19 protein-coding genes are annotated in these 21,540 nt (G+C 66.8%); 12 read left to right on the forward strand and 7 right to left on the reverse strand.

Annotated features, from left to right (window positions below):
• Positions 1 to 659 precede the first annotated feature (659 nt).
• Positions 660 to 2,432 (reverse strand): amidohydrolase, encoded by a 1,773-nt coding sequence (locus tag ACWGN5_RS17650; RefSeq protein WP_453515942.1) that lies wholly within the window; start codon positions 2,430 to 2,432, stop codon positions 660 to 662.
• Positions 2,433 to 2,672: 240 nt separating this feature from the next.
• Here ACWGN5_RS17650 and ACWGN5_RS17655 point away from each other — a divergent pair, with 240 nt between their 5' ends.
• The gene (locus ACWGN5_RS17655; protein ID WP_453515945.1) at positions 2,673 to 2,804 is read left to right on the forward strand and encodes a hypothetical protein; all 132 of its coding nucleotides are present in this window, start codon (positions 2,673 to 2,675) and stop codon (positions 2,802 to 2,804) included.
• 115 nt (positions 2,805 to 2,919) lie between these two features.
• Here the strand turns inward: ACWGN5_RS17655 and ACWGN5_RS17660 are convergent, their stop codons facing one another.
• From ACWGN5_RS17660 to benA, 5 genes are all read right to left on the reverse strand, one after another.
• A complete protein-coding gene (locus ACWGN5_RS17660) occupies positions 2,920 to 5,727 on the reverse strand; it encodes a helix-turn-helix transcriptional regulator (protein WP_453515947.1) in 2,808 nt (935 codons plus the stop codon).
• A 210-nt stretch (positions 5,728 to 5,937) separates the two neighbouring features.
• Entirely contained in the window at positions 5,938 to 6,711 is a 774-nt protein-coding gene (locus tag ACWGN5_RS17665) for a 1,6-dihydroxycyclohexa-2,4-diene-1-carboxylate dehydrogenase (protein ID WP_453515949.1), read from the reverse strand.
• Complete coding sequence (gene benC / locus ACWGN5_RS17670; RefSeq protein ID WP_453515951.1) at positions 6,708 to 7,751, reverse strand: benzoate 1,2-dioxygenase electron transfer component BenC; 1,044 nt, start codon at positions 7,749 to 7,751, stop codon at positions 6,708 to 6,710. The genes ACWGN5_RS17665 and benC overlap by 4 nt, the downstream gene beginning before the upstream one ends.
• Position 7,752: 1 nt before the next feature.
• Positions 7,753 to 8,259, reverse strand: a complete 507-nt coding sequence (gene benB, locus ACWGN5_RS17675) for a benzoate 1,2-dioxygenase small subunit (protein WP_453515952.1) — start codon at positions 8,257 to 8,259, stop codon at positions 7,753 to 7,755.
• Complete coding sequence (benA, locus tag ACWGN5_RS17680) at positions 8,256 to 9,617, reverse strand: benzoate 1,2-dioxygenase large subunit (RefSeq protein ID WP_453515953.1); 1,362 nt, start codon at positions 9,615 to 9,617, stop codon at positions 8,256 to 8,258. The genes benB and benA overlap by 4 nt, the downstream gene beginning before the upstream one ends.
• A gap of 249 nt (positions 9,618 to 9,866) precedes the next feature.
• Here benA and ACWGN5_RS17685 point away from each other — a divergent pair, with 249 nt between their 5' ends.
• From ACWGN5_RS17685 to ACWGN5_RS17720, 8 genes are all read left to right on the forward strand, one after another.
• Positions 9,867 to 10,766: a LysR substrate-binding domain-containing protein gene (locus ACWGN5_RS17685; protein WP_453515955.1), complete on the forward strand. Its 900-nt coding sequence runs from the start codon at positions 9,867 to 9,869 to the stop codon at positions 10,764 to 10,766.
• Positions 10,763 to 11,866 (forward strand): mandelate racemase/muconate lactonizing enzyme family protein, encoded by a 1,104-nt coding sequence (locus tag ACWGN5_RS17690; protein ID WP_453515958.1) that lies wholly within the window; start codon positions 10,763 to 10,765, stop codon positions 11,864 to 11,866. The genes ACWGN5_RS17685 and ACWGN5_RS17690 overlap by 4 nt, the downstream gene beginning before the upstream one ends.
• 35 nt (positions 11,867 to 11,901) lie before the next feature.
• On the forward strand, positions 11,902 to 12,756 hold the full coding sequence (catA, locus tag ACWGN5_RS17695; RefSeq protein WP_453515959.1) for a catechol 1,2-dioxygenase: 855 nt from the start codon (positions 11,902 to 11,904) through the stop codon (positions 12,754 to 12,756).
• A gap of 6 nt (positions 12,757 to 12,762) precedes the next feature.
• Positions 12,763 to 13,059 (forward strand): muconolactone Delta-isomerase, encoded by a 297-nt coding sequence (gene catC / locus ACWGN5_RS17700; RefSeq protein WP_453515961.1) that lies wholly within the window; start codon positions 12,763 to 12,765, stop codon positions 13,057 to 13,059.
• The gene (locus ACWGN5_RS17705; protein WP_453515964.1) at positions 13,059 to 13,814 is read left to right on the forward strand and encodes a CoA transferase subunit A; all 756 of its coding nucleotides are present in this window, start codon (positions 13,059 to 13,061) and stop codon (positions 13,812 to 13,814) included. The genes catC and ACWGN5_RS17705 overlap by 1 nt, the downstream gene beginning before the upstream one ends.
• On the forward strand, positions 13,814 to 14,461 hold the full coding sequence (locus ACWGN5_RS17710; RefSeq protein ID WP_453515965.1) for a CoA transferase subunit B: 648 nt from the start codon (positions 13,814 to 13,816) through the stop codon (positions 14,459 to 14,461). Before ACWGN5_RS17705 ends, ACWGN5_RS17710 begins: the two co-directional genes overlap by 1 nt.
• Entirely contained in the window at positions 14,458 to 15,660 is a 1,203-nt protein-coding gene (locus ACWGN5_RS17715; RefSeq protein ID WP_453515967.1) for a thiolase family protein, read from the forward strand. The genes ACWGN5_RS17710 and ACWGN5_RS17715 overlap by 4 nt, the downstream gene beginning before the upstream one ends.
• An 83-nt stretch (positions 15,661 to 15,743) precedes the next feature.
• Positions 15,744 to 16,487: an alpha/beta fold hydrolase gene (locus ACWGN5_RS17720; RefSeq protein ID WP_453515982.1), complete on the forward strand. Its 744-nt coding sequence runs from the start codon at positions 15,744 to 15,746 to the stop codon at positions 16,485 to 16,487.
• Between the two features lie 329 nt (positions 16,488 to 16,816).
• Here the strand turns inward: ACWGN5_RS17720 and ACWGN5_RS17725 are convergent, their stop codons facing one another.
• Positions 16,817 to 18,559, reverse strand: coding sequence for an amidohydrolase (locus tag ACWGN5_RS17725; RefSeq protein WP_453515969.1), 1,743 nt, complete (start codon positions 18,557 to 18,559; stop codon positions 16,817 to 16,819).
• Between the two features lie 397 nt (positions 18,560 to 18,956).
• On the opposite strand from ACWGN5_RS17725, the gene ACWGN5_RS17730 reads away from it, so the two are divergent.
• The 3 genes from ACWGN5_RS17730 to ACWGN5_RS17740 all read left to right on the forward strand — a co-directional run.
• Positions 18,957 to 19,574 (forward strand): TetR/AcrR family transcriptional regulator, encoded by a 618-nt coding sequence (locus ACWGN5_RS17730; protein ID WP_453515971.1) that lies wholly within the window; start codon positions 18,957 to 18,959, stop codon positions 19,572 to 19,574.
• A 329-nt stretch (positions 19,575 to 19,903) separates the two neighbouring features.
• Positions 19,904 to 20,911: a phosphotransferase enzyme family protein gene (locus ACWGN5_RS17735; protein ID WP_453515973.1), complete on the forward strand. Its 1,008-nt coding sequence runs from the start codon at positions 19,904 to 19,906 to the stop codon at positions 20,909 to 20,911.
• A 73-nt stretch (positions 20,912 to 20,984) separates the two neighbouring features.
• Positions 20,985 to 21,540: amidohydrolase family protein (locus ACWGN5_RS17740; RefSeq protein WP_453515974.1), on the forward strand; the 556-nt coding region annotated here is incomplete at its 3' end.

Below are 21,540 nucleotides of genomic sequence, written 5' to 3' on the forward strand. Positions count from 1 at the left end.
CCGTCGCATCGCACGGGGACGCGTTCACGCGCCTTTCGGCGGAGAGGGTGGTCAGCGCCGCACGTAGCCCGGATGTGCTGGTCCTGGAACGGGAGTTCGTCACTTGCTTTAACCGGGCGTGCCCCTTGGTTTTCGGGGCGCCTCCCGTCGTTCCCTGCATGTGGCCGGATCGCCCTGCGGACGCCGGCTCTGGAAGGTCACCGCGCCCTTCGGTCTGGTCGGCGACACCCGCTTTTGCTGGTGCCCCCTACCTCTTCGGGTGCATGGAAGGACGTTAAGTTCAAGGGCTGGAAAGAGTCAATACTATGTGGCAGGAGTTTGAACGATGCGTACAGGCATTCTGTCGTGGGAATACTGAGCCCCGGGGCGGAACGGCCGACGGTAGCCGTCGCGCACGGCGAAGCCGCGGCGGTCATCCATAACGGCCGCCACGGCCTCGGGTGGAACATGAGGGAAGGGGTCAGGTGTACCCGACCTGATGGCAGAGAAAAGGCGACGCGGGGTGCTGTCCGGCGCGTTGCCATGCGGGGGCGTACGGCCCCAACCGGACGGCACAGGCCACGCGATCAGTTGCCAGTACTTCGGCCGGGCTCACCAGAGGCGGACCGCTGACGAGGAGGAGCCTGCGCGTTCAACCGGCTTGCCCGGCCGTGCGGCGGCTACAAGCTCCCGTGTACCAGCTCGCCGCCGAGCAGGGTCGCCTGGACCTGCGTGCCAGGAAGTTCCTCGATCGGGCAGGTCAGCGGGTTCCGATCGACTACGCAGAGGTCTGCCCAGTTGTCGGGTGCGAGCGAGCCGATGCCCTCCCAGCGCAGCACATGAGCGGCCTCTCGGGTCCACATCGCCAGCGCTTCCTGGCGTGTGACGCCAGGCGTCGGCGCGGGAGCTCCGCTGCCCGCGTACGTGGGCTCGATGGCGAGTGCGATCTGCTCGAAGACGTTCTTGGGTCCCCAGTCCGTACCGCAGCCGACGTGCAGGCCGGCGTCGAGCAGCCTCCGGAGCGGGATGAGGTGTTCGAGCATGTGCTCACCGATCCGCTCCCGGGCCAGCTCGCCCTTGCCCCAGGAGAACGACATGCTGGTCGTGACATCGAGGCCGAGCGCAGCCGCTCGCTGCGCGTGCTCCGGCTCGAAGAAGTACAGATGCTGAAGGAGCCAGGCTCGGCCGTCGGCGTGCAGCGTACCCCCGTCGGCGATCTTCTCGAGCAGGTCGAAGTTCAGGTCGTGTTCGGCAGTTCCCGCAGTCACGATGTTCAGACGCAGCCCGCGCTCGTACGCGAACCGGGCGACCGTCGCAGCACGCTCCTCACTCAGGAACGTCGTGCCCAGCGTGGGCTTCCCGTCGGGGCCCAGATAGGGATCGCGCATCAGCAGCATGCCGGGACCGCACGGGCCGCCGCGCCCCATCGCGATGCCGTCGACACGCAGCATGTCGTCGGTGCGCTGGACCAGGCCGGCCGCCTGCTCGAGGCGGGCGAGGAACTCGTCGTCGTCGTACTCCCTGCTCCACGGCATGCCGTTCGGCTGTGCCTCCGGACAGCACAGGACGCGCAGTGTCAGCTTCCCCGCATCGCGCAGGGCCTGGTAGGCGCCGATCTCGGGAAAGTCCAGCACGTGGCCTTCGTAGACGGTTGTCACGCCGAGAGCGTTGTTCTGGCGCATCGCAAGCTCGGTACCAGGCATGATCGCGGCGAGGTCCAGGATGGGGAGCTTGCGCATCAGCCCCTCGGTGAAAGCGTCACCGCTGTAGATGGTGTTGACGCGGCCGCGCAGCCGACCGGTCGGCGCACCGCCGGGCCCCTTCTCGATCTCGACGCCGCCGATGCGGTCAGAGGTGGCGCTGTCGATGCCGAGCTCGTGCAGTCCGGCCGAATTGAGCACCATCACGTTCGGCGTGGTCGGACCCCACGCCTGGATCATGACAGGGTGCTCCGAGGTGGCGCGGTCGAGGACCTGGCGCGAAGGGAGCTCGCCTTCCGAGAGGTCGCGCCATGAGCGGCGGAGGAAGTAGCTCGGTTCCCCGACCGGCGTTGTCATCACCCACTGCCCGGGAGGTGTCTGAGCGGCCTTGGCGGCGATCCTCGCCACGATGTCGTCGTGGTCGACCGCATCGGTCAGGTCTACCAGGGGATACGCCATGACCCCGAGGTGCATGACATGGGGATGCGTGTCGACCAGTCCCGGCATGATCGTCGAACCGTCCAGATCGACCACCCGCGCGCCCGGACCGGCCGCCGAGCGAACCGCGTCGTCATCCCCGACGGCCAGCACACGGCCGCCGGCGATGGCAACCGCCTCGGCCACCGTGTCCGCCTGGTCGCAGGTCAGGACGGTGCCGCCAGTGAAGACGACCCGCTCATCGGCGCCGAATTCCCCCTTGTCCGGTCCGCTCGGATCTGTGGTCACAGCCGATGAGGTCACTGTCTTCTTCATGGCCTTGTCCTCCAGGGGATGAGTGATCAGTCCTCGAGTGCCGACCCCCTCCAGCACGCCCCTGACAGATGTGGAGGCCTGCTCTCGCCGCTCGAGGCCGCGCTCGATCGACGGGCATCGCCCTCCAGCGCGGCCATCAGAACCCGCTCTGCAAGGCGGGAGCGGCGGGCTCGAGGGCCGCGTAGGGGCGGGGGCGGTTCGGGTGACATCAATCTGTACGACCCGTTCATAATTTTGTCAATGAGTATTGAATTTTTCGAGCCTCCCCGGCCCGACGCCCTCAGCGGCATCGCCGGAGGGGAGGAGATGATCAAGCCGGCCGTCATCGAACGATCAAGCTTCCCCGGCGCATCCGGCTGTCCGAGGCGCTGAGCGAGGGGCACACCCGGGCGGCGGGGGAGCCGGTGGCCGCATCGGCGTATCGCACGGCAGGCCTGCCGTCTGTGGCTACTGCCAGTGACTATCCAGCTGAAGAGCCCGTGTGTGCTCAATCCGCCGAGGCGGTCTCCCGGAACAGCGCTGCCAGTTCGCTCCGGGAACGGATGCCGAGCTTCGTGTAGACATGCGTCAGGTGGTACTGCACCGTCTTCACGGAGATATACAGCTCAAGAGCTACCTGCTTGTTGCTCGATCCCGCGGCGACGAGCCGTGCCACAGCCCGTTCCTGAGGCGTGAGCTGCGCCAGCCCGGGGTCGCTGCGGCTTGTGTGGACGCCACCCGCCTGGAGTTCACGGTCACACCGCGTCACGTAGGTTTGGGCGCCGAGCCTGACGAACGCATCGCGGGCATTTTTCAGGACCGTGTCTGCCTCACGGCGCTTTCCGGCGCGCCGCAGGGTCTGGCCGAAGGCGAAGGTGACCCGGGCGCGATCGTAGGGGAGTGGCAGGCGCTCGAGGTGGGCCAGCGCCTGCTCGAAATCCTTGCGGGCCGTCTCGATGTCTCCGCGGGCTGCAGTGAGGCGGCCACGGGCCAGGCCGAGACGGGCCAGGGCCGAGTGGCGGCCTCGGCGGGAGGCTAGGGTCTCGTGCTCGCTGAGGAAGGAGTCGGCTTCGTCCAGGCGGCCGGTCAGCACCAGTGCATTGGCATATACGTCAGGCCATGGCCAGAATCCCGGCTCGTTGACGGCCTCTCGTGGTGACAGGTGGACGATGGGGGACAGCGCTTCGATGACCCGGTCGTACTCCCCGCGTGCCTCGGCGACGTGTGCACGAGCCAGACAGGACGGGAGCAGCATGACTTCGTAGTCGTGCAGATCGGCTGACGCTTCGTTGAGGTGGTGGTCCGCCATGACCCAGTTGCCCTGCAGGGCGTAGATCTGTGCACCGGTCCAGTGCACCATCGGGCGGACGAGTTCGATCCTGACTTCGGCCAGGCGCCGCGCGGACCGCTGTACGTTTTCCAGGGCCTCCGGCCAGACCCCGAGCAGGAACTGGGTACGGGCAAGCCAGCTCTGTGCCCACAGCGAGATGCGGGTGGATCCCATGCGGTAGCTGGTGGGGACCGCGGCCTCGAGCCTGCGACGGGCGGCTTCAGGTGCGTCGAGGGCGAGGTCCACCCAGCCGCGCCCCAACCGGAAACGCTGTGGCTGAGCGCCGGCGGGGAGTCTGGCTGCGGCTGACTCGTATGCGGTGACGGCGTCGGCTGGTCTTCCCATGGCAGCCAGGCCGAGGCCCAGGACAGCCTCCGATTCGACGGCCGAGGGGTCGTCCGGGGCGGCGAGCTCGATGGCCCTCTGCGCCCAGGTGACCATGTCGTTTCCGTTCCAGCGGCCGAGTGAGTGGAGGACGCGGCGCTGGCAGATCATCGCCATGAGGTCCTCGTCGCGCTCGGGGTCGCAGCGATCCCATGCCTGGGTGAGGAACATGTCTGCTTCCGTCGGGCGCCCGCGCATGATCGAGAGGTAGCCCAGGACGACGTCGCGCAAGGTGCTCGCGGGGAAACGCTCCAGTTCGGCGGCGAACATGGCTGCCTGTGGCATGTCTCCGGCGCCGACCATGGCATCGACGGCGCGGAGTATCCGGTCCTGCCGGAGAGTCTGCGAACCTGTCAGCTTGCCGGCCCGGACCAGTGTGCTGGCGGCCGTGGACCATTCGCCGGATGAGGCACGCTCGGCTGCGTACCGATCAAGTTCGTCGGCCAGGGCGTCATCCGTAGTGGTGGCCACGGCCACCTTGTGCAAGAGCCGTCGACCGGGGTCGGTGATGAGCACAGCGGCGCGTTCATGCAGTGTGGCGCGATCCGTCAGGCTGATGAGGCTGACGACGGCTGCCCGGGCCAGCGGGTGGGTGAAGTTCAGCTGTGCATGCCCGGGGTCGAGGGTGGCCGTGAGGAGGCCTGCTGCACGGGCTTCGTCCGCCGCTCGCAGAGGGTCGCGGATTTCCGCCAGTTCAGCGGCCTCGGCAAGTGAAATGTCGCTGCCCAGGATGGAGCAGGCCCTTACCAAGGCCTGGGCGGACTCGCTGCACCGGGCGAGTCGGAGGCGGACATCTGCGGTATAGCGCGCCGGGGCCGGAAGCTCCGGCTGCCACTCGTGCCAGGTATCGGCCGGCAGCTCCTGCAGAAGCTGCGTGAGGTACTGAGGGTTGCCGAGGGTGTGTTCGCACAGGTGGCGGGCGGAGGGAAGGTCCAGGGCGATTCCCCAGTTCTCCTGGGCGAGGACGCGGACCTCCTCAGGATTCAGCGGCCCCGGACGTACGGCATCAGTGCGACACCCCTCAAGGAAATCGAGGACGGCCAATGCTCTGGGCGGCAGCTGTGCGTGTGGCGTTTCGTCCGCGTCCTGAAGGTCATGAGGAGCATCCCGTGCCACCAGAAGGACGAGAACACGTTCGTGCGACATCCTGCGCACCGCCGACTTGATGGCGCGCAGGCTCTCGATGTCGGCCCACTGAGCGTCGTCGACGACGACGACGAGCGGCCTCTGCGCTTGCTGTTGCGTCCACCGGTGGTGCAGAGCCAGCCCTGCCTTCAGCACCGCATCCGAAGCTGCGCCGTCGGGCAATTCTGAAGCGTCGGCTCCACCGGCACGGAGCAGCTGGCCCGCGACGCCGAGGGGGAGATCCGCTTCCCAGGGGACCCCTGTCACACGGAAAGTATGAAGATTGTTCTGTTCTGTGCGTGTGCTCACGGTCCTGAGGACATGACCCACAAGGGCTGTCTTGCCGATGCCTGCAGGACCTTCCACGACCATCATCGTGGCGCCGCCGGAGTGGGCCGTAGCGATGGCGCGGGCCAGCGCATCAGTTTCGCGGACCCGTCCGATAAAGCGTTCGTGCTGATCAGGACGGCTATCCATGGGTCAGCACGCTAACACTGAGACGGGTCGATCGGGCGGCTGCGGACGACGTGCGGGGTGATCGCTGAGTGTTCATCGCTGTGTCCGCCCATGTGGGTGCGGTGGGGGAGGATGCCTCTGCCCGGCCCCAGTCAGGGGCGCATCCGGGCCGGGCAGAGGCTGTGGGGCGCCGAGGAGACGTACACCCCACAGACGGGGGGAGATCCGGCTTCAGCCGAGGTCTCCGCCGGCGACGGGAAGAACCGTGCCGGTGATGTACGACGCTTCGTCGGAGGCGAGGAAGCAGATGGCTGCTGCCTGATCCTCCGGGGTTCCGTAGCGCTTCATCAGGGTCGAGTCGATGGTCTGGTCGACGATCTGCTGGGACCAGATCTTCTCCTGCTCGCTCTGGGGCGCAGGTCCCCGGGGGACCCGGCGAGGCGGGGCCTCAGTGCCTCCCGTGGCGGTGGCGACCACGCGGATTCCGTACTGCGCGGCCTCCATGGCCAGGGACGCCGTGATGGCGTTGATCCCTCCCTTGGAAGCCGAGTAGGGCACACGATTGATACCGCGTGTCGCGATCGACGAGACGTTGACGATGGTGCCGGAGCGCTGCTTGATCAAGTGGGGCAGCACGGCCCGGGTCGTCCAGAGCGTGGGGAAGAGGGAACGGCGTACCTCTGCCTCGATCTCGTCAGGGGCGTAGTGCTCGTAGGGCTTGGCCCAGATGGTGCCGCCGACGTTGTTGATGAGGACATCGATCCCGTCGAGCAGTGCCAGAGACTCGGAGATGGCCGAATGCGCGCCGTCGAAGGACTCCAGGTCGGCGAGGACTGCATGAGCCTTCAGCTCCGCGGCGGCTTCCTGGACCGTCTCGGAGCGGTCCACCAGGACGACCTGTGCCGACTCGGCCGCCAGGCGGCGAGCGATGGCGAGGCCGATGCCCTGGGCAGCTCCGGTGACGACGGCCTTCTTCCCCGCGAATCGGTCGAGGTGAATGCTCATGCCGCCTCCGCCGTTTCTCGCACGGCGGCCGGGTTGAACTTCTCGTAGTAGAAGTTCCCCGGAGTCACGCCGAGTGACGTGATGTGGCCGCGGACGCCTTCGACCATGGCAGGAGGGCCGCACAGGTAGATGTCCACATCGCCGTCGTGGAGCGTCGAGGAGTCGATGAGGCCGGTGACGAATCCCTTGTTGCGGGCCGTGCTGGAGGCGTCCGCGACACAGTGATCGAACGTGAAACCGTCGATGACCTCTGAGTAGTCCTCCAGGGTGTCCAGGTGGACCAGGTCCTGGTCGGTGGTGACGCCATAGAGCAGGTGGATGGGTTGGGCGGCCGGCTTCTGGGCGAGGTGCTCCAGCATCGACAGCAGCGGTGCGAGGCCGGTGCCGCCGGCCAGCAGAAGCGCGGGGCGGGTGACATCGCGGAGGTAGAAGCTGCCCATCGGGCCAGTGAATTCCAGGCGGTCGCCGATGCGGGCCTGCTGCGTCAGATAGCCGGACATGGCGCCTCCTTCCACGATCCGGACCAGGAAGGAGATCTGCCGCTGGCTCGGGCCGGAGCTGAAGGAGTAGGACCGGCTCTGGTCGGTGCCGGGGACGGCGATGTTGACGTACTGGCCGGGAAGGAAGTCCAGCGCTTCCCGGTCGTCGACGTTCAGGGCGAACTCGACCACGGTGGGGGAGTGGCGCCTGATGTCGGTGATCGTGCCGGTGTGCGTGGCTGCAGCCGTTTTCGCGGCGGCCGACGACGACGGGATGCGCAGCACAAGGTCGCTGTGCGGAGTCATCTGGCACGGCAGGCAGTAGCCGAGCGCGGCCTCGTCGTCGGTCAGCGCTTCGTCGATGTAGTCGCCGCCGTCGTAACTACCCGACTCGCACAGCGACTTACAGGTTCCGCAGGCGCCGTCGCGGCAGTCGAGCGGAATGTTGATGCGGGCCTTGTAGGAGGCCTCGGCGACCGTCTCGTCAGGGCGGCACTCGATGAACCGGGTGATGCCGTCCTCGAAGTTCAGGGCGACCTGGTAGGACATGCGGGTGCTCATTTCAGACGTGGTAGACGTCGACGACGTGGTGCACGTAGTCGTTCTTCAGGACGACCTTCTTGCGAGTGATCAGCGGCTCGGGGCCGGAGACATCTATGCGGTAGAAGGACGTGCCGAAGTAGGTGTCGACGGTCTGGTAGCGGTAGTAGAGCGTGAACCAGTTGAAGCGAACTTCCACCGAGTGGCCGTCCTGGCCGGTGATTTCGACGTTGGTGATGTTGTGTCCGGTGCGCGGCTCCGGCAGGCTGGTGGCGCTGGAGCGGTCGGTCCGGATGCGGAAGACGCGGTCCTCGAGGCCGGCCCTGTTCGGGTAGTAGATCAGGGAGATCTCCCGCTGGGGGTCAGCCGTGAGCTGGTCGTCGTCTGCCCAGGCCGGCATCCAGAACTCGGCGTCCGGGTGGTAGCACTCCAGCCACTTCTCGAACTCGCGGTCGTCGAGGAATCGGGCCTCGCGGTAGAGGAACTGGCGGATGCCCTCGAGCGTGATGTCTTCGGTCAGCGTGGTCACTTCGCCGCCTCCGCGGACTCGGAGGCCAGAGCCTCGCACAGGGTCTTGAGCCAGTAGCCGTGCTGGATGGGGTAGAGCCCCTCGTCCTCGGTGCGCACACCGCTGGCGATCGGATTGATACCAATCTTCTCGGCGTCCTCGTCCGGCCCGTTGATCTGGTGCACGGCGCCGCGGCTGAGGTCGTTCCACGGCGCGGACCCGGCGAGGTAGGTCTTCTGGCAGGACCGGAACTCCTCCAGGTCGTCCGGAGTGGCCATGCCGGTGGCGTTGAAGAAGTCCTCGTACTGGCGGATGCGGCGGGCGCGGTCCTCCGCAGGCTCGCCCTTGGGGGCGATGCAGTAGATGGTGACCTCGGTCTTGTCGACGGAGATGGGCCGGAAGTGCCGTATCTGCGAGCTGAACTGGTCCATCAGGTACACGTTCGGGTAGAGGCACAGATTGCGGGAGACCCCGATCATCCAGTCGGCCTTCTCAGCGCCGAACTCGGCGGCCAGCTCGTCGCGCTTGCTGTGCAGGGGCCGGTTCGTGGGGTCGAGCCACTTGGTCCACAGCAGCAGGTGACCGTTGTCGAAGGAGTAGAAGCCACCCTTCTGCTTCGACCAGCCGCCGGCGTCCATCGTCTTGGTGTCGTTCTTCGACTCGCCGGAGGTGCGGCGTGCCTGGGTCGCCGCGTAGTTCCAGTGCGTGGCAGAGACGTGGTAGCCGTCGGCGCCGTTCTCGGCCTGAAGCTTCCAGTTGCCGTCGAAGTGATACGTCGAGCTGCCCCGCAGCACCTCCAGGCCCTCAGGGGACTGGTCGACGACCATGTCGATGACGACCGCCGCGTCCCCGAGGTGCTCCCTGAGCGGCTTGACCTCGGGGTTCAGGCTGCCGAAGAGGAAGCCACGGTAGCTCTCGAAGCGGGCGACCTTCTTCAGGTCGTGCGAGCCGTCGGTGTTGAACTGCTCCGGATAGCCCGCCTCGCGCGGGTCCTTCACCTTCAGCAGCTTGCCGCTGTTGTTGAAGGTCCAGCCGTGGAACGGACAGGTGAAGGTGGTCCGGTTGTCGGTCTTGCGCCGGCACAGCATCGCACCGCGGTGGCTGCACGCGTTGATCAGGCAGTGCAGCTCGCCCTGCTTGTCCCGGGAGATGACCACGGGCTGGCGGCCGATGTACGTCGTGAAGTAGTCCCCGACCTCCGGGATCTGGCTCTCGTGCGCGAGGTAGACCCAGTTCCCCTCGAAGATGTGCTTCATCTCCAGTTCGAAGAGCTCCTCGTCGGTGAAGACGCTGCGCCGCACGCGGTACACACCGCTGTCGGGGTCCTCCACGAGGGCGTCTTCGAGGATGGTCCGCGCACGGCTGAAGTCCTCGGCCATGGTCAGTTTCCTCCCGGTCGTATGCCGCCGTCCGGTCCCTCCGGTCGGCAACGGCCTCTTACGGCTGCTTTTCAGAACCATGACAGCGAGGTGAAAAGTCGGCCCCAGGCATTTGTCCAGGGTTGACCCAGGGGGGTATTGAGATCCGGGACGTCTCAATACCCTCTGAACAAGTATTTGTGTCGTATGGGATTCGCTCCCTACGCTGGGTCGCAATCGAGGGCCCCACGGGAAGAAAGGGGCAGCCAGGTGGAGCTGCGGAACCTTCGCTATTTCGCGACCGTCGCCGAGACACGCCATTTCGGAAAGGCCGCGGAGCTGCTTCACATGTCCCAGCCCCCGCTCTCCCAGGCGATCCGACGACTGGAGACGGAACTGGGTGTGGAGCTGTTCACCCGCACCACCCGGCAGGTCGCCCTGACCGGCGCAGGTGAGGTGTTCCGCACCGACGTGGAGCGCATTCTCAAGGCCGTCGATGAGGCGGCCGCCCGGGCCGTCCGGTTCGCCCAAGGCGCTGAGGGCGTGCTCCGCATCGGCCTCACGGGCTCCGCCTCGTACCGCCAGCTGCCGGCGCTTGCACGGCTGGTCAAGCGAGAGATGCCACACGTGATGATGGAGGTGCACACCGAGATGCTCACACCCGCCCAGGAGCAGGGGCTGATCGAACGCCGCCTCGACATCGGCGTCCTGCGCCCGCCCGTGCGCGAAGAAGGAATCTCCCACCGGACCATCGCCACCGAGCCGCTCGTGGTCGCCGTTCCCGAGCAGCACTGGCTCGCCGAAGCCGACACCGTGCGGATCGAGCAGCTGAGGCACGAAGACTTCATCATGTACGCCGCCGCGCTCGGCTCCGTCGTCGATGACGCCGTCTCCCGTAGCTGTCTCGCCTCCGGCTTCTACCCGCACCGCGCCTATGAGGTCACCGAGACCTCGGCCGCGCTGGCACTGGTCGCCGCCGGCATCGGTATCGCCGTCCTCCCCGACTCGATCCGCTCCGCACTTCGCGACGGAGTGGTGTGCAAGGACATCGAGGACGCCCTGGCCGTCAGGCTCGACCTGGCCTGGCGTGAGGACGATAAATCGCCGCTGCTGGGAAATCTCCTCGAGGTGCTGGAGAAGAACGATGTATTTCTCGAAGGAGTGGCATGAAAATCGTCGCCGTAGAGGCAATCCCTTTCGCTATTCCTTACATGAAGCCGCTGAAATTTGCGAGCGGGGAAGTGCACGTCGCGGATCACGTCCTGGTCCGCGTGCACACCGATGAGGGGCTCACGGGAACAGCCGAGGCACCACCCCGCCCGTACACCTACGGCGAGACCCAGGAGTCGATCGTCGCGGTGATCGACAAGATCTTCGCGCCGCAGATCCTGGGGCTGAGCCCCCTGGAGCGGGAGGTTGTCCATGAGCGCCTGAACCGTACGGTCGGCAACCCCACCGCCAAGGCCGCGATCGACATGGCGCTGTGGGACATCCTCGGCCAGGCGGCGGGCATGCCGGTCTCGGGAATGCTCGGCGGGTACACCGACCGGATGCGTGTGAGCCACATGGTCGGATTCGCGCCGGCAGAGAAGATGGTGGCCGAGGCGGAACGGGTCCGAGACACCTACGGCATCACGACCTTCAAGGTGAAGGTGGGCCGGCAGCCCTACGGCGACGACGTCGCCGCGTGCAGGGCACTGCGGGAAGCCCTCGGCCCCGGCATCGAGCTCTACATCGACGGCAACCGGGGCTGGAGCGCCTCTGACTCCGCGCGTGCCCTGCGTGAGATGGCGGATCTGGGACTGACGTTCGCCGAGGAACTCTGCCCCGCAGACGACGTTCTGGGACGACGCTGGCTGGTTGCGCAGAGCCCGGTGCCGTTCATCGCCGACGAGAGTGCCACCAAGGCGGCCGAGGTGACCCGCGAACTCCTCGGCGGATCCGCGACGGCCATCAGCATCAAGACCGCCCGCACCGGCTTCACCCACTCCCAGGCCGTGCTCCACGAGTGCGAAGGGCTCGGCGTGGAAGTGGTGATGGGCAATCAGATCGACGGGCAGGTCGGCACGCTGTGCTCGGTCGCCTTCGGCGCCGCCCATCGCACCTCTGCACGGTACGCGGGCGAGCTTTCCAACTTCCTCGACATGACCGACGACCTCCTCACGGAGCCGCTGACCATCGAGAACGGCACCCTCCGCATCCGTGAGGGCGCCGGCCTGGGTATCGACATCGACCCCGACAAGCTGGCGCGCTACCGCAAGGACCACTGACCCGTTTTCGGGGCACTAACAAGGGACGGAAAAAAATGACCGACATCGCCGACACGACGGCCACCGCCGCCGCCTCCGGAGCCGCCGCCACCGAGCAGTTCCGCAGCAAGCAGCGCACGGACTCCGTCGAACTCAACACCCAGCGCGTCAACACCCTGCTGGGCGAGCTCATCGACGCCGTCCACGGCATCGTCCGCCGCCACAAGGTGACCTACGCCGAGTACGACGTACTCAAGGCGTGGCTCATCCAGGTCGGCGAGGACGGCGAGTGGCCGCTCTTCCTCGACGTGTGGCTGGAGCACGTGATCGAGGAGGTCGCCAACGAGAACCGCGAAGGCAGCAAGGGCACCATCGAGGGCCCGTACTACGTTCCCGACTCCCCGCTCCTTCCCGCCGAGGCGACGCTGCCGCAGAGGGAGAACGAGGCCGGCACGCCGCTGCTCTTCCAGGGACAGGTGACGGCCGTGGACGGCACTCCGCTCGCCGAGGCGACGGTGGAGATCTGGCAGGCCGACGCCGACGGCTTCTACTCGCAGTACGCGCCCAACCTGCCCGAGTGGAACCTGCGCGGCACTGTCATCGCCGACGAACAGGGCAACTTCAAGATCCACACCATCGAGCCGGCCCCGTACCAGATCCCGACCGACGGCTCCTGCGGCAAGCTCATCGCCGCCGCCGGATGGCACGCCTGGCGTCCCGCCCACCTGCACCTGAAGGTGTCGCACCCCGGCCACCAGCTCGTCACCACCCAGCTGTACTTCCAGGGCGACAACCACCTCGCCGACGATGTCGCGTCCGCCGTGAAGCCCGAGCTGATCCTTGCCCCGACCCCCGTGGCAAACAGCAACGGCCGCGAGGTCACCTACGACTTCGTGCTCGACAAGGAGTGATCGAAGGTGCTTTTCGCAGTACGTATGGACGTTGCGATTCCGCGCGACCTCGCCCCGGAGGTTCGCGCGGACCTGGTGGCCCGCGAGAAGGCCTACTGCCAGGAACTGCAGAAGTCGGGGGAGTGGGTGAGCATCTGGAGGTGCGTCGGGCAGTACGCCAACATCAGCATCTTCGATGTAGCCGACAACGAGGCTCTGCACGACATTCTGTGGAACCTCCCCCTCTTCCCGTACATGAAGATCGACGTGACACCGCTGGCTCAGCACCCGTCCGATCTCGCAGCCAGTGAGGGCGTGGCCTGATGGACAAGGTGGTTTCGACCTCCCGCGAGGCGGTGGCCGACGTACCGGACGGCGCCTCGCTGGCGGTGGGCGGATTCGGTCTGAGCGGCGTGCCGAACGTGCTGATCCAAGCTCTCTACGAGCGCGGGATCAGCGGGCTGAGCGTCGTCTCGAACAACTGTGGAGCCATGGAGTCCGGACTCGCCGTGCTGCTGTCGGCCGGACGGATCTCCCGGGTCACCGGCTCCTACATCGGTGCCAACAAGGAGTTCGCCCGCCAGTACCTTGCCGGCGAGCTGGAGGTCGAGCTCATCCCGCAGGGAACCCTCGCGGAGCGCCTGCGGGCCGGCGGTGCGGGTATCCCCGCCTTCTACACCCCCGCAGGCGTGGGCACCCAGGTCGCCGACGGCGGCCTTCCCTGGCGCTACGACGGCACCGGCAGCGTGGCACTGGCCTCCCCGCCGAAGGAGGTACGCGATTTCGACGGCACCGAGTTCGTGCTGGAGCGAGGCATCCGTACCGACTTCGCCCTCGTACGCGCCGCCAAGGGCGACCGGCACGGCAACCTGGTCTTCAACAAGTCCTCCCGCAACTTCAACCCGCTGGCCGCCATGGCCGGGCGCGTGACGATCGCCGAGGTCGAGGAACTTGTCGAGCCGGGTGCGATCGAACCCGATGCCGTGCACCTGCCGGGCGTCTTCGTCCAGCGCGTCGTGGCACTGACGCCGGAGCAGGCGGCGGACAAGAAGATCGAGCAGCGGACGGTGAGCAGCTGATGGCCTGGACACGCGAGGAGATGGCCGCCCGCGCCGCACGCGAGCTGCAGGACGGCCAGTACGTCAACCTCGGCATCGGTCTGCCGACACTGATTCCGAACTACCTCCCGGAAGGAGTGGAGGTGGTGCTGGAATCAGAGAACGGCATCCTGGGCACCGGCCCCTATCCGACGGAAGACGCCGTCGACCCCGACCTGATCAACGCCGGCAAGGAAACCGTCACGGTCCTGCCCGGCGCCTCCTTCTTCGACTCCGCGCTGTCGTTCTCGATGATCCGCGGCGGCCACATCGACGTCGCGGTGCTGGGCGCGATGCAGGTCTCCGAGAAGGGCGACCTCGCCAACTGGGCCATCCCCGGAAAGCTGGTCACAGGGATCGGCGGAGCGATGGACCTGGTCCACGGCGCCCGAACGGTCATCGTCGTCATGACCCACACGGCCAAGGACGGATCACCCAAGATTCTCCCCGACTGCGCACTGCCCCTCACCGGCAAGCGCTGCGTGAACCGGATCATCACCGACCTCGGTGTGCTCGACGTGACGGACGACGGCCTCGTGCTCGTGGAAACCGCACCTGGCGTCAGCACCGCGGAGATCACGCAGAAGACAGCCGCCAGAGTGCTCATTCCAGAGGAGGTCCTGTCATGAGGACCGTGTACATCGTCGACGCGGTGCGCACCCCGATCGGCCGCTACAACGGCGGCCTCGCGAGTGTGCGCCCGGACGACCTGGCCGCGCACGCACTGAGGGAACTGCTCGCCCGCACGCCTGGCCTGGACCCGTCCCGAATCGAGGACGTGTACTTCGGCAACGCCAACGGCGCCGGCGAGGAGAACCGCAACGTCGCCCGAATGGGTGCGCTGCTGGCCGGCCTTCCGACCTCGGTCCCGGGCGTCACGGTCAACCGGCTGTGTGCCTCAGGCCTGGAGGCGGTGATCCAGGCAGCACGCGCCATCGCGGTCGGCGACGCCTCCATCGCCGTAGCGGGTGGTGTGGAGTCGATGACCCGCGCCCCCTACGTACTGCCGAAGTCGGACCGGGCATTCCCAGCGGGGCACGCCGAGCTGTACTCGACAACTCTGGGCTGGCGGATGGTCAACCCGAAGATGGGCCCGCAATGGACCATCCCGCTGGGCGAGTCGGCCGAGCTCATCGCAGACAAGCACAAGATCAGCCGTGAGCAGCAGGACGAGTTCGCACTGGGAAGCCACCAGAAGGCCGCCCAGGCGCAGGCGCAGGGTCTCTTCGACCCGGAGATCGCACCGGTGTCGATTCCGCAGCGCAAGGGCGACCCGTTCGTCCTCTCCGCCGACGAATCGGTCCGCCCCGGTGCATCCCTCACTGCGATGGGCAAGCTCGCGCCGTCCTTCCGCAAGGAGAACGGCACGGTGACAGCGGGCAATGCTTCGCCGCTCAACGACGGGGCCGCCGCGCTGCTGCTCACAGACGAGGAGGGGCTGAAGGCCACCGGCCGAGAGCCGCTCGCCCGGGTGTCTGCCACCGGCGTCTCGGCGATCGACCCGCACTACTTCGGTCTCGCCCCCGTCGAGGCCGTCAACCGGGCACTGGCCAAGGCCGGTAAGGAATTTGCCGACCTGTCGGTTCTGGAGCTGAACGAGGCCTTCGCTGCCCAGGTCCTCGGCTGCGTCGCCGAGTGGCCCGAGTTCGACCCAGCGGTTCTCAACCCGCAGGGCGGTGCCATCGCCCTCGGGCACCCGCTGGGTGCCTCCGGAGCCCGGCTCGCCGGGACGGTCGCCCACCAGCTCGCCCGTCGGGGAGGTGGCGTGGGGGTCGCCACCCTCTGCATCGGCGTCGGCCAGGGCCTTGCCCTCGTATTGGAACGGTGAACGCTGTGTCCGGAGGAACGGTCCCTTCTCCTTCCACGCTTCTGCACCATCGGCTGGAAGGGCCGCCAGGCGCACCGCTTTTGGTGCTGGGGCCATCCCTCGGCACGTCCATGTCCGTCTGGGAGCCCCATCTGCCCACCCTGCTGGGATTCTGTCGAGTCCTGCGCTTCGACCTTCCCGGGCACGGCGGCTCGCCCGCCGGTCTCCTCAAGAACTCGAGTCCGGGCAGAACAACCGTCGCTGAGCTTGCACAGCTGGTGCTCGACGTTGTCGACAGCCATTTCCAGCAGCGGTTTCACTACGCCGGCATCTCGCTCGGCGGGGCAATTGGCGCCCAGCTCGCCCTACAGCACCCTGAGCGGGTGGCCTCTCTGGCCATGGTCTGCTCTTCCGCGCACTTCGGTGCTTCGGGGCCGTGGCACGAGCGGGCGGCCCTCGTCCGACGTGAGGGAACCAGGGCACTGCTCGCGGCCACACCGAGCCGTTGGTTCGCTGACCCGGAGGGAGCGGAGAGCCCGCTCGGCAAGGCCTTGCTGAGCGATCTGATGGCAGCGGATCCGGCCGGGTACGCGGCATGCTGCGATGCTCTTGCCACATATGACATCCGGGACGACCTCAAGGGGATCACAGCACCCACGCTCGTTCTCAGCGGCACCCATGACAGGCCTACACCCCTGCTTCACGCCGTCGAGATCGCGGAGGCGATTCGCGGTTCCCATCTGAAGGTGATCTCCACAGGGCACCTCGCATTCGAGGACCCCGAAGCGGTGGGGGTTGCGCTGACGGACCAATTGAGCGCCGTCGTCCATGCTGCGTTGCCTAGCTGAAAGCAGAGGCCCTGGGAGCCGGACCTGGTCAGTCCGAGCGATCTAGAGCCTTGGTCCAGCACAGCGAGGGATCTCTTCGGCCCGGCATTGAGGGAAACCGAACCCGAGGGGCACGCGGATCCGGAACACGCGTCGCTTCCGGCACGACTGAGGGGTGCCGGAAGCGCGCGGATCCGGGGCACATGCAGATGCTTCCGGCAGGGCTGAGCGACGCCGGCCGGCGGCCGGAGGAGACCTGACGGGCGCGCCGTTCTACGGGTGCAGCTGTTCCTCGGACAAGAAGAACGAAGGCCGCGGCGGATCTTCCAGCCGCGGCCTCCGTGCGTGCATCAGCTCAGGGCCGGGAGAGTACCGCTGTCGTGCACGATTCGTCCGCCCACGCTCGTCCGGAGAACCCGCGTGGACGGGAGGGCGTCGAGGTCGCACGTGATCGGGTTGCGGTCCACGATCGCCAGGTCGGCGTGGTTGCCCGTTCCCAGGCCTCCGATGCCGTCCCACCCGAGGACCTTGGCGCCGCCGGCCGTCCACATCTCGAAGGCCTCTGCCCGTGACACCGCCTGAGCGGGCCCGGCGTTGCTGCGACCGCTGGGGAACATCCGATGGGTCACCGCCAGCTGCATCTGCTCGAACGGGTTGGTGGGACCCCAGTCCATCGAGGCGGCCACGGACATTCCCGAGTCCAGAAGGTTCCGGAACGGATTGAGCTGCGGGAGCACCTCAGAGCCGAACCGGTCAGCGATCATGTCTCCCTTACCGAAGGTGAAACTGGTGCTGACCGTCATGTCGAAGCCGAGGTCGGCGAGTTGCTGCGCCTGGTCCTCCCGCATGATCTCGCCGTGCTGAATCACCCAGCCCGTGCGCTCGATGCCGTACTTCCGCATGACCTCGGAAGTCATGGCGATGTTCTCGTCGTGCTCGTCGGAGTGGATGGAGCACAGGTTGAGGCGCAGCCCCTGCTCGGCGCAGAAGTCGAAGGCCAGCTGCATCTGCTCCTTGGTGATGCCGCGGACGCCGGTGGTCGTCCCTCCCCACGGGTCCTTGTAGCCGGCGTCCCAGCGCGCGACGCCGGTGTAACAGGGGCCGTAGACGCAGGCCGTCACTCCGTTGACGCGCATCCAGTCGTCATCGACATCCCGGATGGCCAGAGCCCTCTCGAGGGTTGCCCTCGTCTCCTCCAGCGACATGGGGAGGTCGCTCGGCAGGGCGTTGGGCTGCAGCTCGGGAACCGCGTGCACGCGCAGGCTCAGCAGGCCCTGCGCCGCCATGCCGCGGTAGGCATCGATCATCTCGAAGTTCATCGCGTGACCTTCGTAGATGGTGGTGATACCCATCGCGTTGTAGCCGGCCATCCCCGCCATCATGGCGGCGGGGACCAGTTCCGGCTGGATCAGCGGGGGCATGTGCTCACGGAGCCCGCTGAAGAACGGGTCCCTGTTGTAGTAGTTGATGACATTGCCTCGCAGGACGCCGGTGGGCGATCCGTTGCGGTCCTTCTCGATCCAGACGTCACTCACCCGGTCCGGCGTCGAGTCGTCGATGCCCACGGTCGCGAGAGCTGCCGAGTTCATCGCGATCACGTTGGGGACCACCGGTGCCCATGCCTGGATGTACACGGGGTGGTCGCTCGTCGCGCGATCAAGGACGTGACGGTCCGGAATACAGCCTTCGTCGAGGTCTCGATAGGAGCGACGGTTGAAGTAGTGAGGCTCTCCCACAGGCGTGGTCACGATCCACTCGCCCTTAGGCGTTTCCTTGGCCCTGATCCGGATCGCTTCGACGATCTCCGCGTGACTGCGGGCCCCGGTGATGTCGACCAGCGGGGCGGCAATGGCCGCGAAGTGCAGGAGGTGAGGATGGCTGTCGATCAGGCCGGGGATGACGGTCGCTCCGGCGAGTCGCTGACGCGGAGTGTCCGGCCCGGCGGCGCGCAGTACCTCTTCGTTCGTGCCGGCGACTGCGACGCGCCCGTCGCGGACGAGGATGGCCTCGGTGCTATGACCGCGGGCGTCCAGCAGCACCTCACCATCGGTGTATGCGACGTCTGCTCGTTCAGTGTTCGGTGTCGTGCTCATCGTGCTCTCCCTTTCCCTCCGGGCAGCACTCCGGGGGATCCCGCCTGACGCTGGGCTGGTGGGCCGCCCTGTCGACTCAGCTGACGTGATCCTGAGGGCGCTGAGGTTTACGCAATGGTTGTACGGGTCGTTCAGATTCCTGTCAAAGGGTGTTAAAATTTGCCTACTCTTTAAGATGGTTCTCCGAGTGCTCTATGGCGAGGAGCACCCGAGTCCTGTGGTGCGTCATGCGCGGCAGGGGTTTTCCCTGCAAGGCGACCGCGGCGGAGTCGGAGTGACGAGCGCTCCGGTGGGGCCTGTCTCGTGCTGCACGCCTGGCACGGGGTGGCGTGCGGGGCGGGTATTGTCGGGATGGCTGAGGATCAACAACGTGTCGAGAAGCAGAGGGAGTACGCGCGTGGCGGGCAAGGCGAACCACACAGAACGCCCCGCGCGGATGTCGCTCCGCGAGCGCAACCGCCTGCGGACGCGGCGTGAACTCCTCGACGCCGCCCTCGAGGTCTTCGCGGAGTCCGGCTATGGATCGGCCACCGTGGAGAACATCGCGCTGCAGGCCGGCGTCTCCAAAGTGACGCTGTACACCTACTTCCCCGAAGGGCGCGAGGAGCTCTTCCGGGAGCTGTACGAAGAGGTCAACAGCGAACTCATCGAGAAGGCCACCGCGATCTACGAGGCGGACGGGGACTTCGCCACCCACGTCCTGGAGCTGACCGAGGCGTTGCTGGAGCTGGGGGAGAGGCCGTTGATCGGCCGCTTCTACTCCATCGACGACCCGGCGCTCGACGAAGCGCTCAACCCGGTACGCGGGCACGCCTCCCGGGTCTGCGTCGAACTGATCTCCGGGGACCTCGAGGCCGCACAGCGCGCCGGGACCGTCAAGGCGGTCGCTCCGGCCGGTGCCATCGCCGAGCTCCTGGTCGGTTCGCTGCGCTCCGCTCTCTCTCGGGTGGCGCGCGACCGTGGAACGTCCACCGAGATAGTTTCCGCCATGGAGGCGCTGGTGCGCGGCCTGTGACGGTCGCGCCAGCCGTTTTCTGAACGGACCGTTCAGTAAGTTTTCACGCAGTGTTGACTCTGCACTGGCTGGCTGACAATATCCCTACAGCAGGTGCTGCACCCGCTCCACGACGCGGTGGGATCGCGCGGGGCCGGCGAAGCATTCGACGCCAGGTGCCAGCCTGATAATTCCAGCAGTGCACGGAGTTCCTTGCGTCCAGTGGCATTGCTTCGGCTAATTCAAGCCATGCGCGAGAATTAGTGAGCAGAAACCTCAGCCGGCAGTCCTGTTGAAGATCACCTACCTCCTAAGCCCCGGGACTTTGCCCGGAGAGGGGAAACGCGGAGATGATCGCCGACATCGATGCTGCCAAGCGGGTCGCGGAACAGGCGCTGGCCCATTACGGCTCTGCTCGGAACGCTTCCATTACCTTTGTCAAGTACCGTGAGAACTACGTATTCAGGGTCGACGAGGCGGACGGCAGTTACGCATTGCGCCTCCACCGCAGCGGTTACCGCACCGATGCCGAGATCCTTGAAGAACTCGACCTGGTCACCGCGCTTGCCGCGGCGGGCGTCAGCGTCCCGCAGGTCCGCCTCACCCGCTCCGGCGAACTCATCTGTCGGGTCACGGACGAGCACGGAGACGTGCACCAGGCAGACATGCTCAAGTGGGTGGATGACGCCTCTCCGATCGGGGACGTGGGGGAGGCGTTCACCGGAGCCGCCACCGTCGACCCTGCCGTCTTTCACGCGCTGGGTGCTCTCATCGCGAACGTGCACGAGGCGGCGTCCAAGCTGCAAACCCAGAGCTCATCGGTTCGACCGGCCTGGGACGCAGAAGGGATCGTGGGCTCGCGAGCCGTCTGGGGTGACCCCCGCCGTGCGTTCGCTGACGGATCGGACGGCCTCGACATCGTTGACGAGGCCATCTTCCTCCTGACCGGCGCGCTGCAGACGTACGCCACCGGGACCAGCTGTTACGGTCCCATCCACGCTGATTTCACTCCCGAGAACGTCCTTGTCCGGGACGGCCTCATGACCGTCATCGACTTCGATGACAGCGGTGAGGGCTTCTACCTCTTCGACCTCGCGACCGCAGCGTTCTTCTACCTCCCGCACCCGCGCGCCGAAGAGATCATTGCGGAGCTCTTCGCCGGCTACGCAAGCGTCAGGCCGCTGGAGGACCAAGACCTCGTCATGTGGCGTCCCATGCTGCTGGCCCGAGGCCTCACCTATCTCGGCTGGGCCGCGGACCGCATCGGTGACGAGACGTCCGACTTCATCCTTCAGCAGATCCGCCCCCGGGTCGTCGACCTCGCCGCGGAATTCGTCGCCTCCAGCGCGGTTCGCTAAACCTCCGCGCCCTGCAGGGGAAAGAACCAGATCCCCGCAACCCTTCCCTCTCCCTTATCAAGGAGAAGCAGCCATGAACAGCGCGGATCTGGTCCTCATCAACGCAGATGTATACACCGGCGACCCCGAAAACGCGTGGGCCGAAGCCATCGCCGTGGCGGGAGGCAAGCTGGTCTCCGTCGGTACAGCGGCCGAGATCAGCACGCTGGTCGGACCGGACACGGAAGTCATCGATGCCGGCGGCCGCATGGTCATGCCCGGCCTCTGCGACGTCCACACCCACCTCGGCTATGGCGGGACGCAGGCTGCGTGGGAGTTGTCTCTGTCGCCCACAGCGACCCTGGAAGACATCCTCGACCAGGTCCGCTCGCACGCTGCCGCCCTGGGCCCGGACGAGTGGATCACGGGCGGCAATATCGCCAGCACGGTGCTCGCCGACCTGGCGAGCACCCGGCACCTGGAGGCGCTCGACGAGGCCGCAGGAGGCCGCCCAGTGATCCTGCGCGACGACTCCATGCACAACCGCTGGGTCAGCTGTCAACGGCCATGTAGTTCTCCCCAGAGGCGGCCAGTAGTTCTCCCCACGGACGGCCAGTGGAAGTTCCCCGGTGGCGGCCAGATATATCCCC

The organism is Streptomyces sp. NPDC055815 (genome assembly GCF_053616475.1).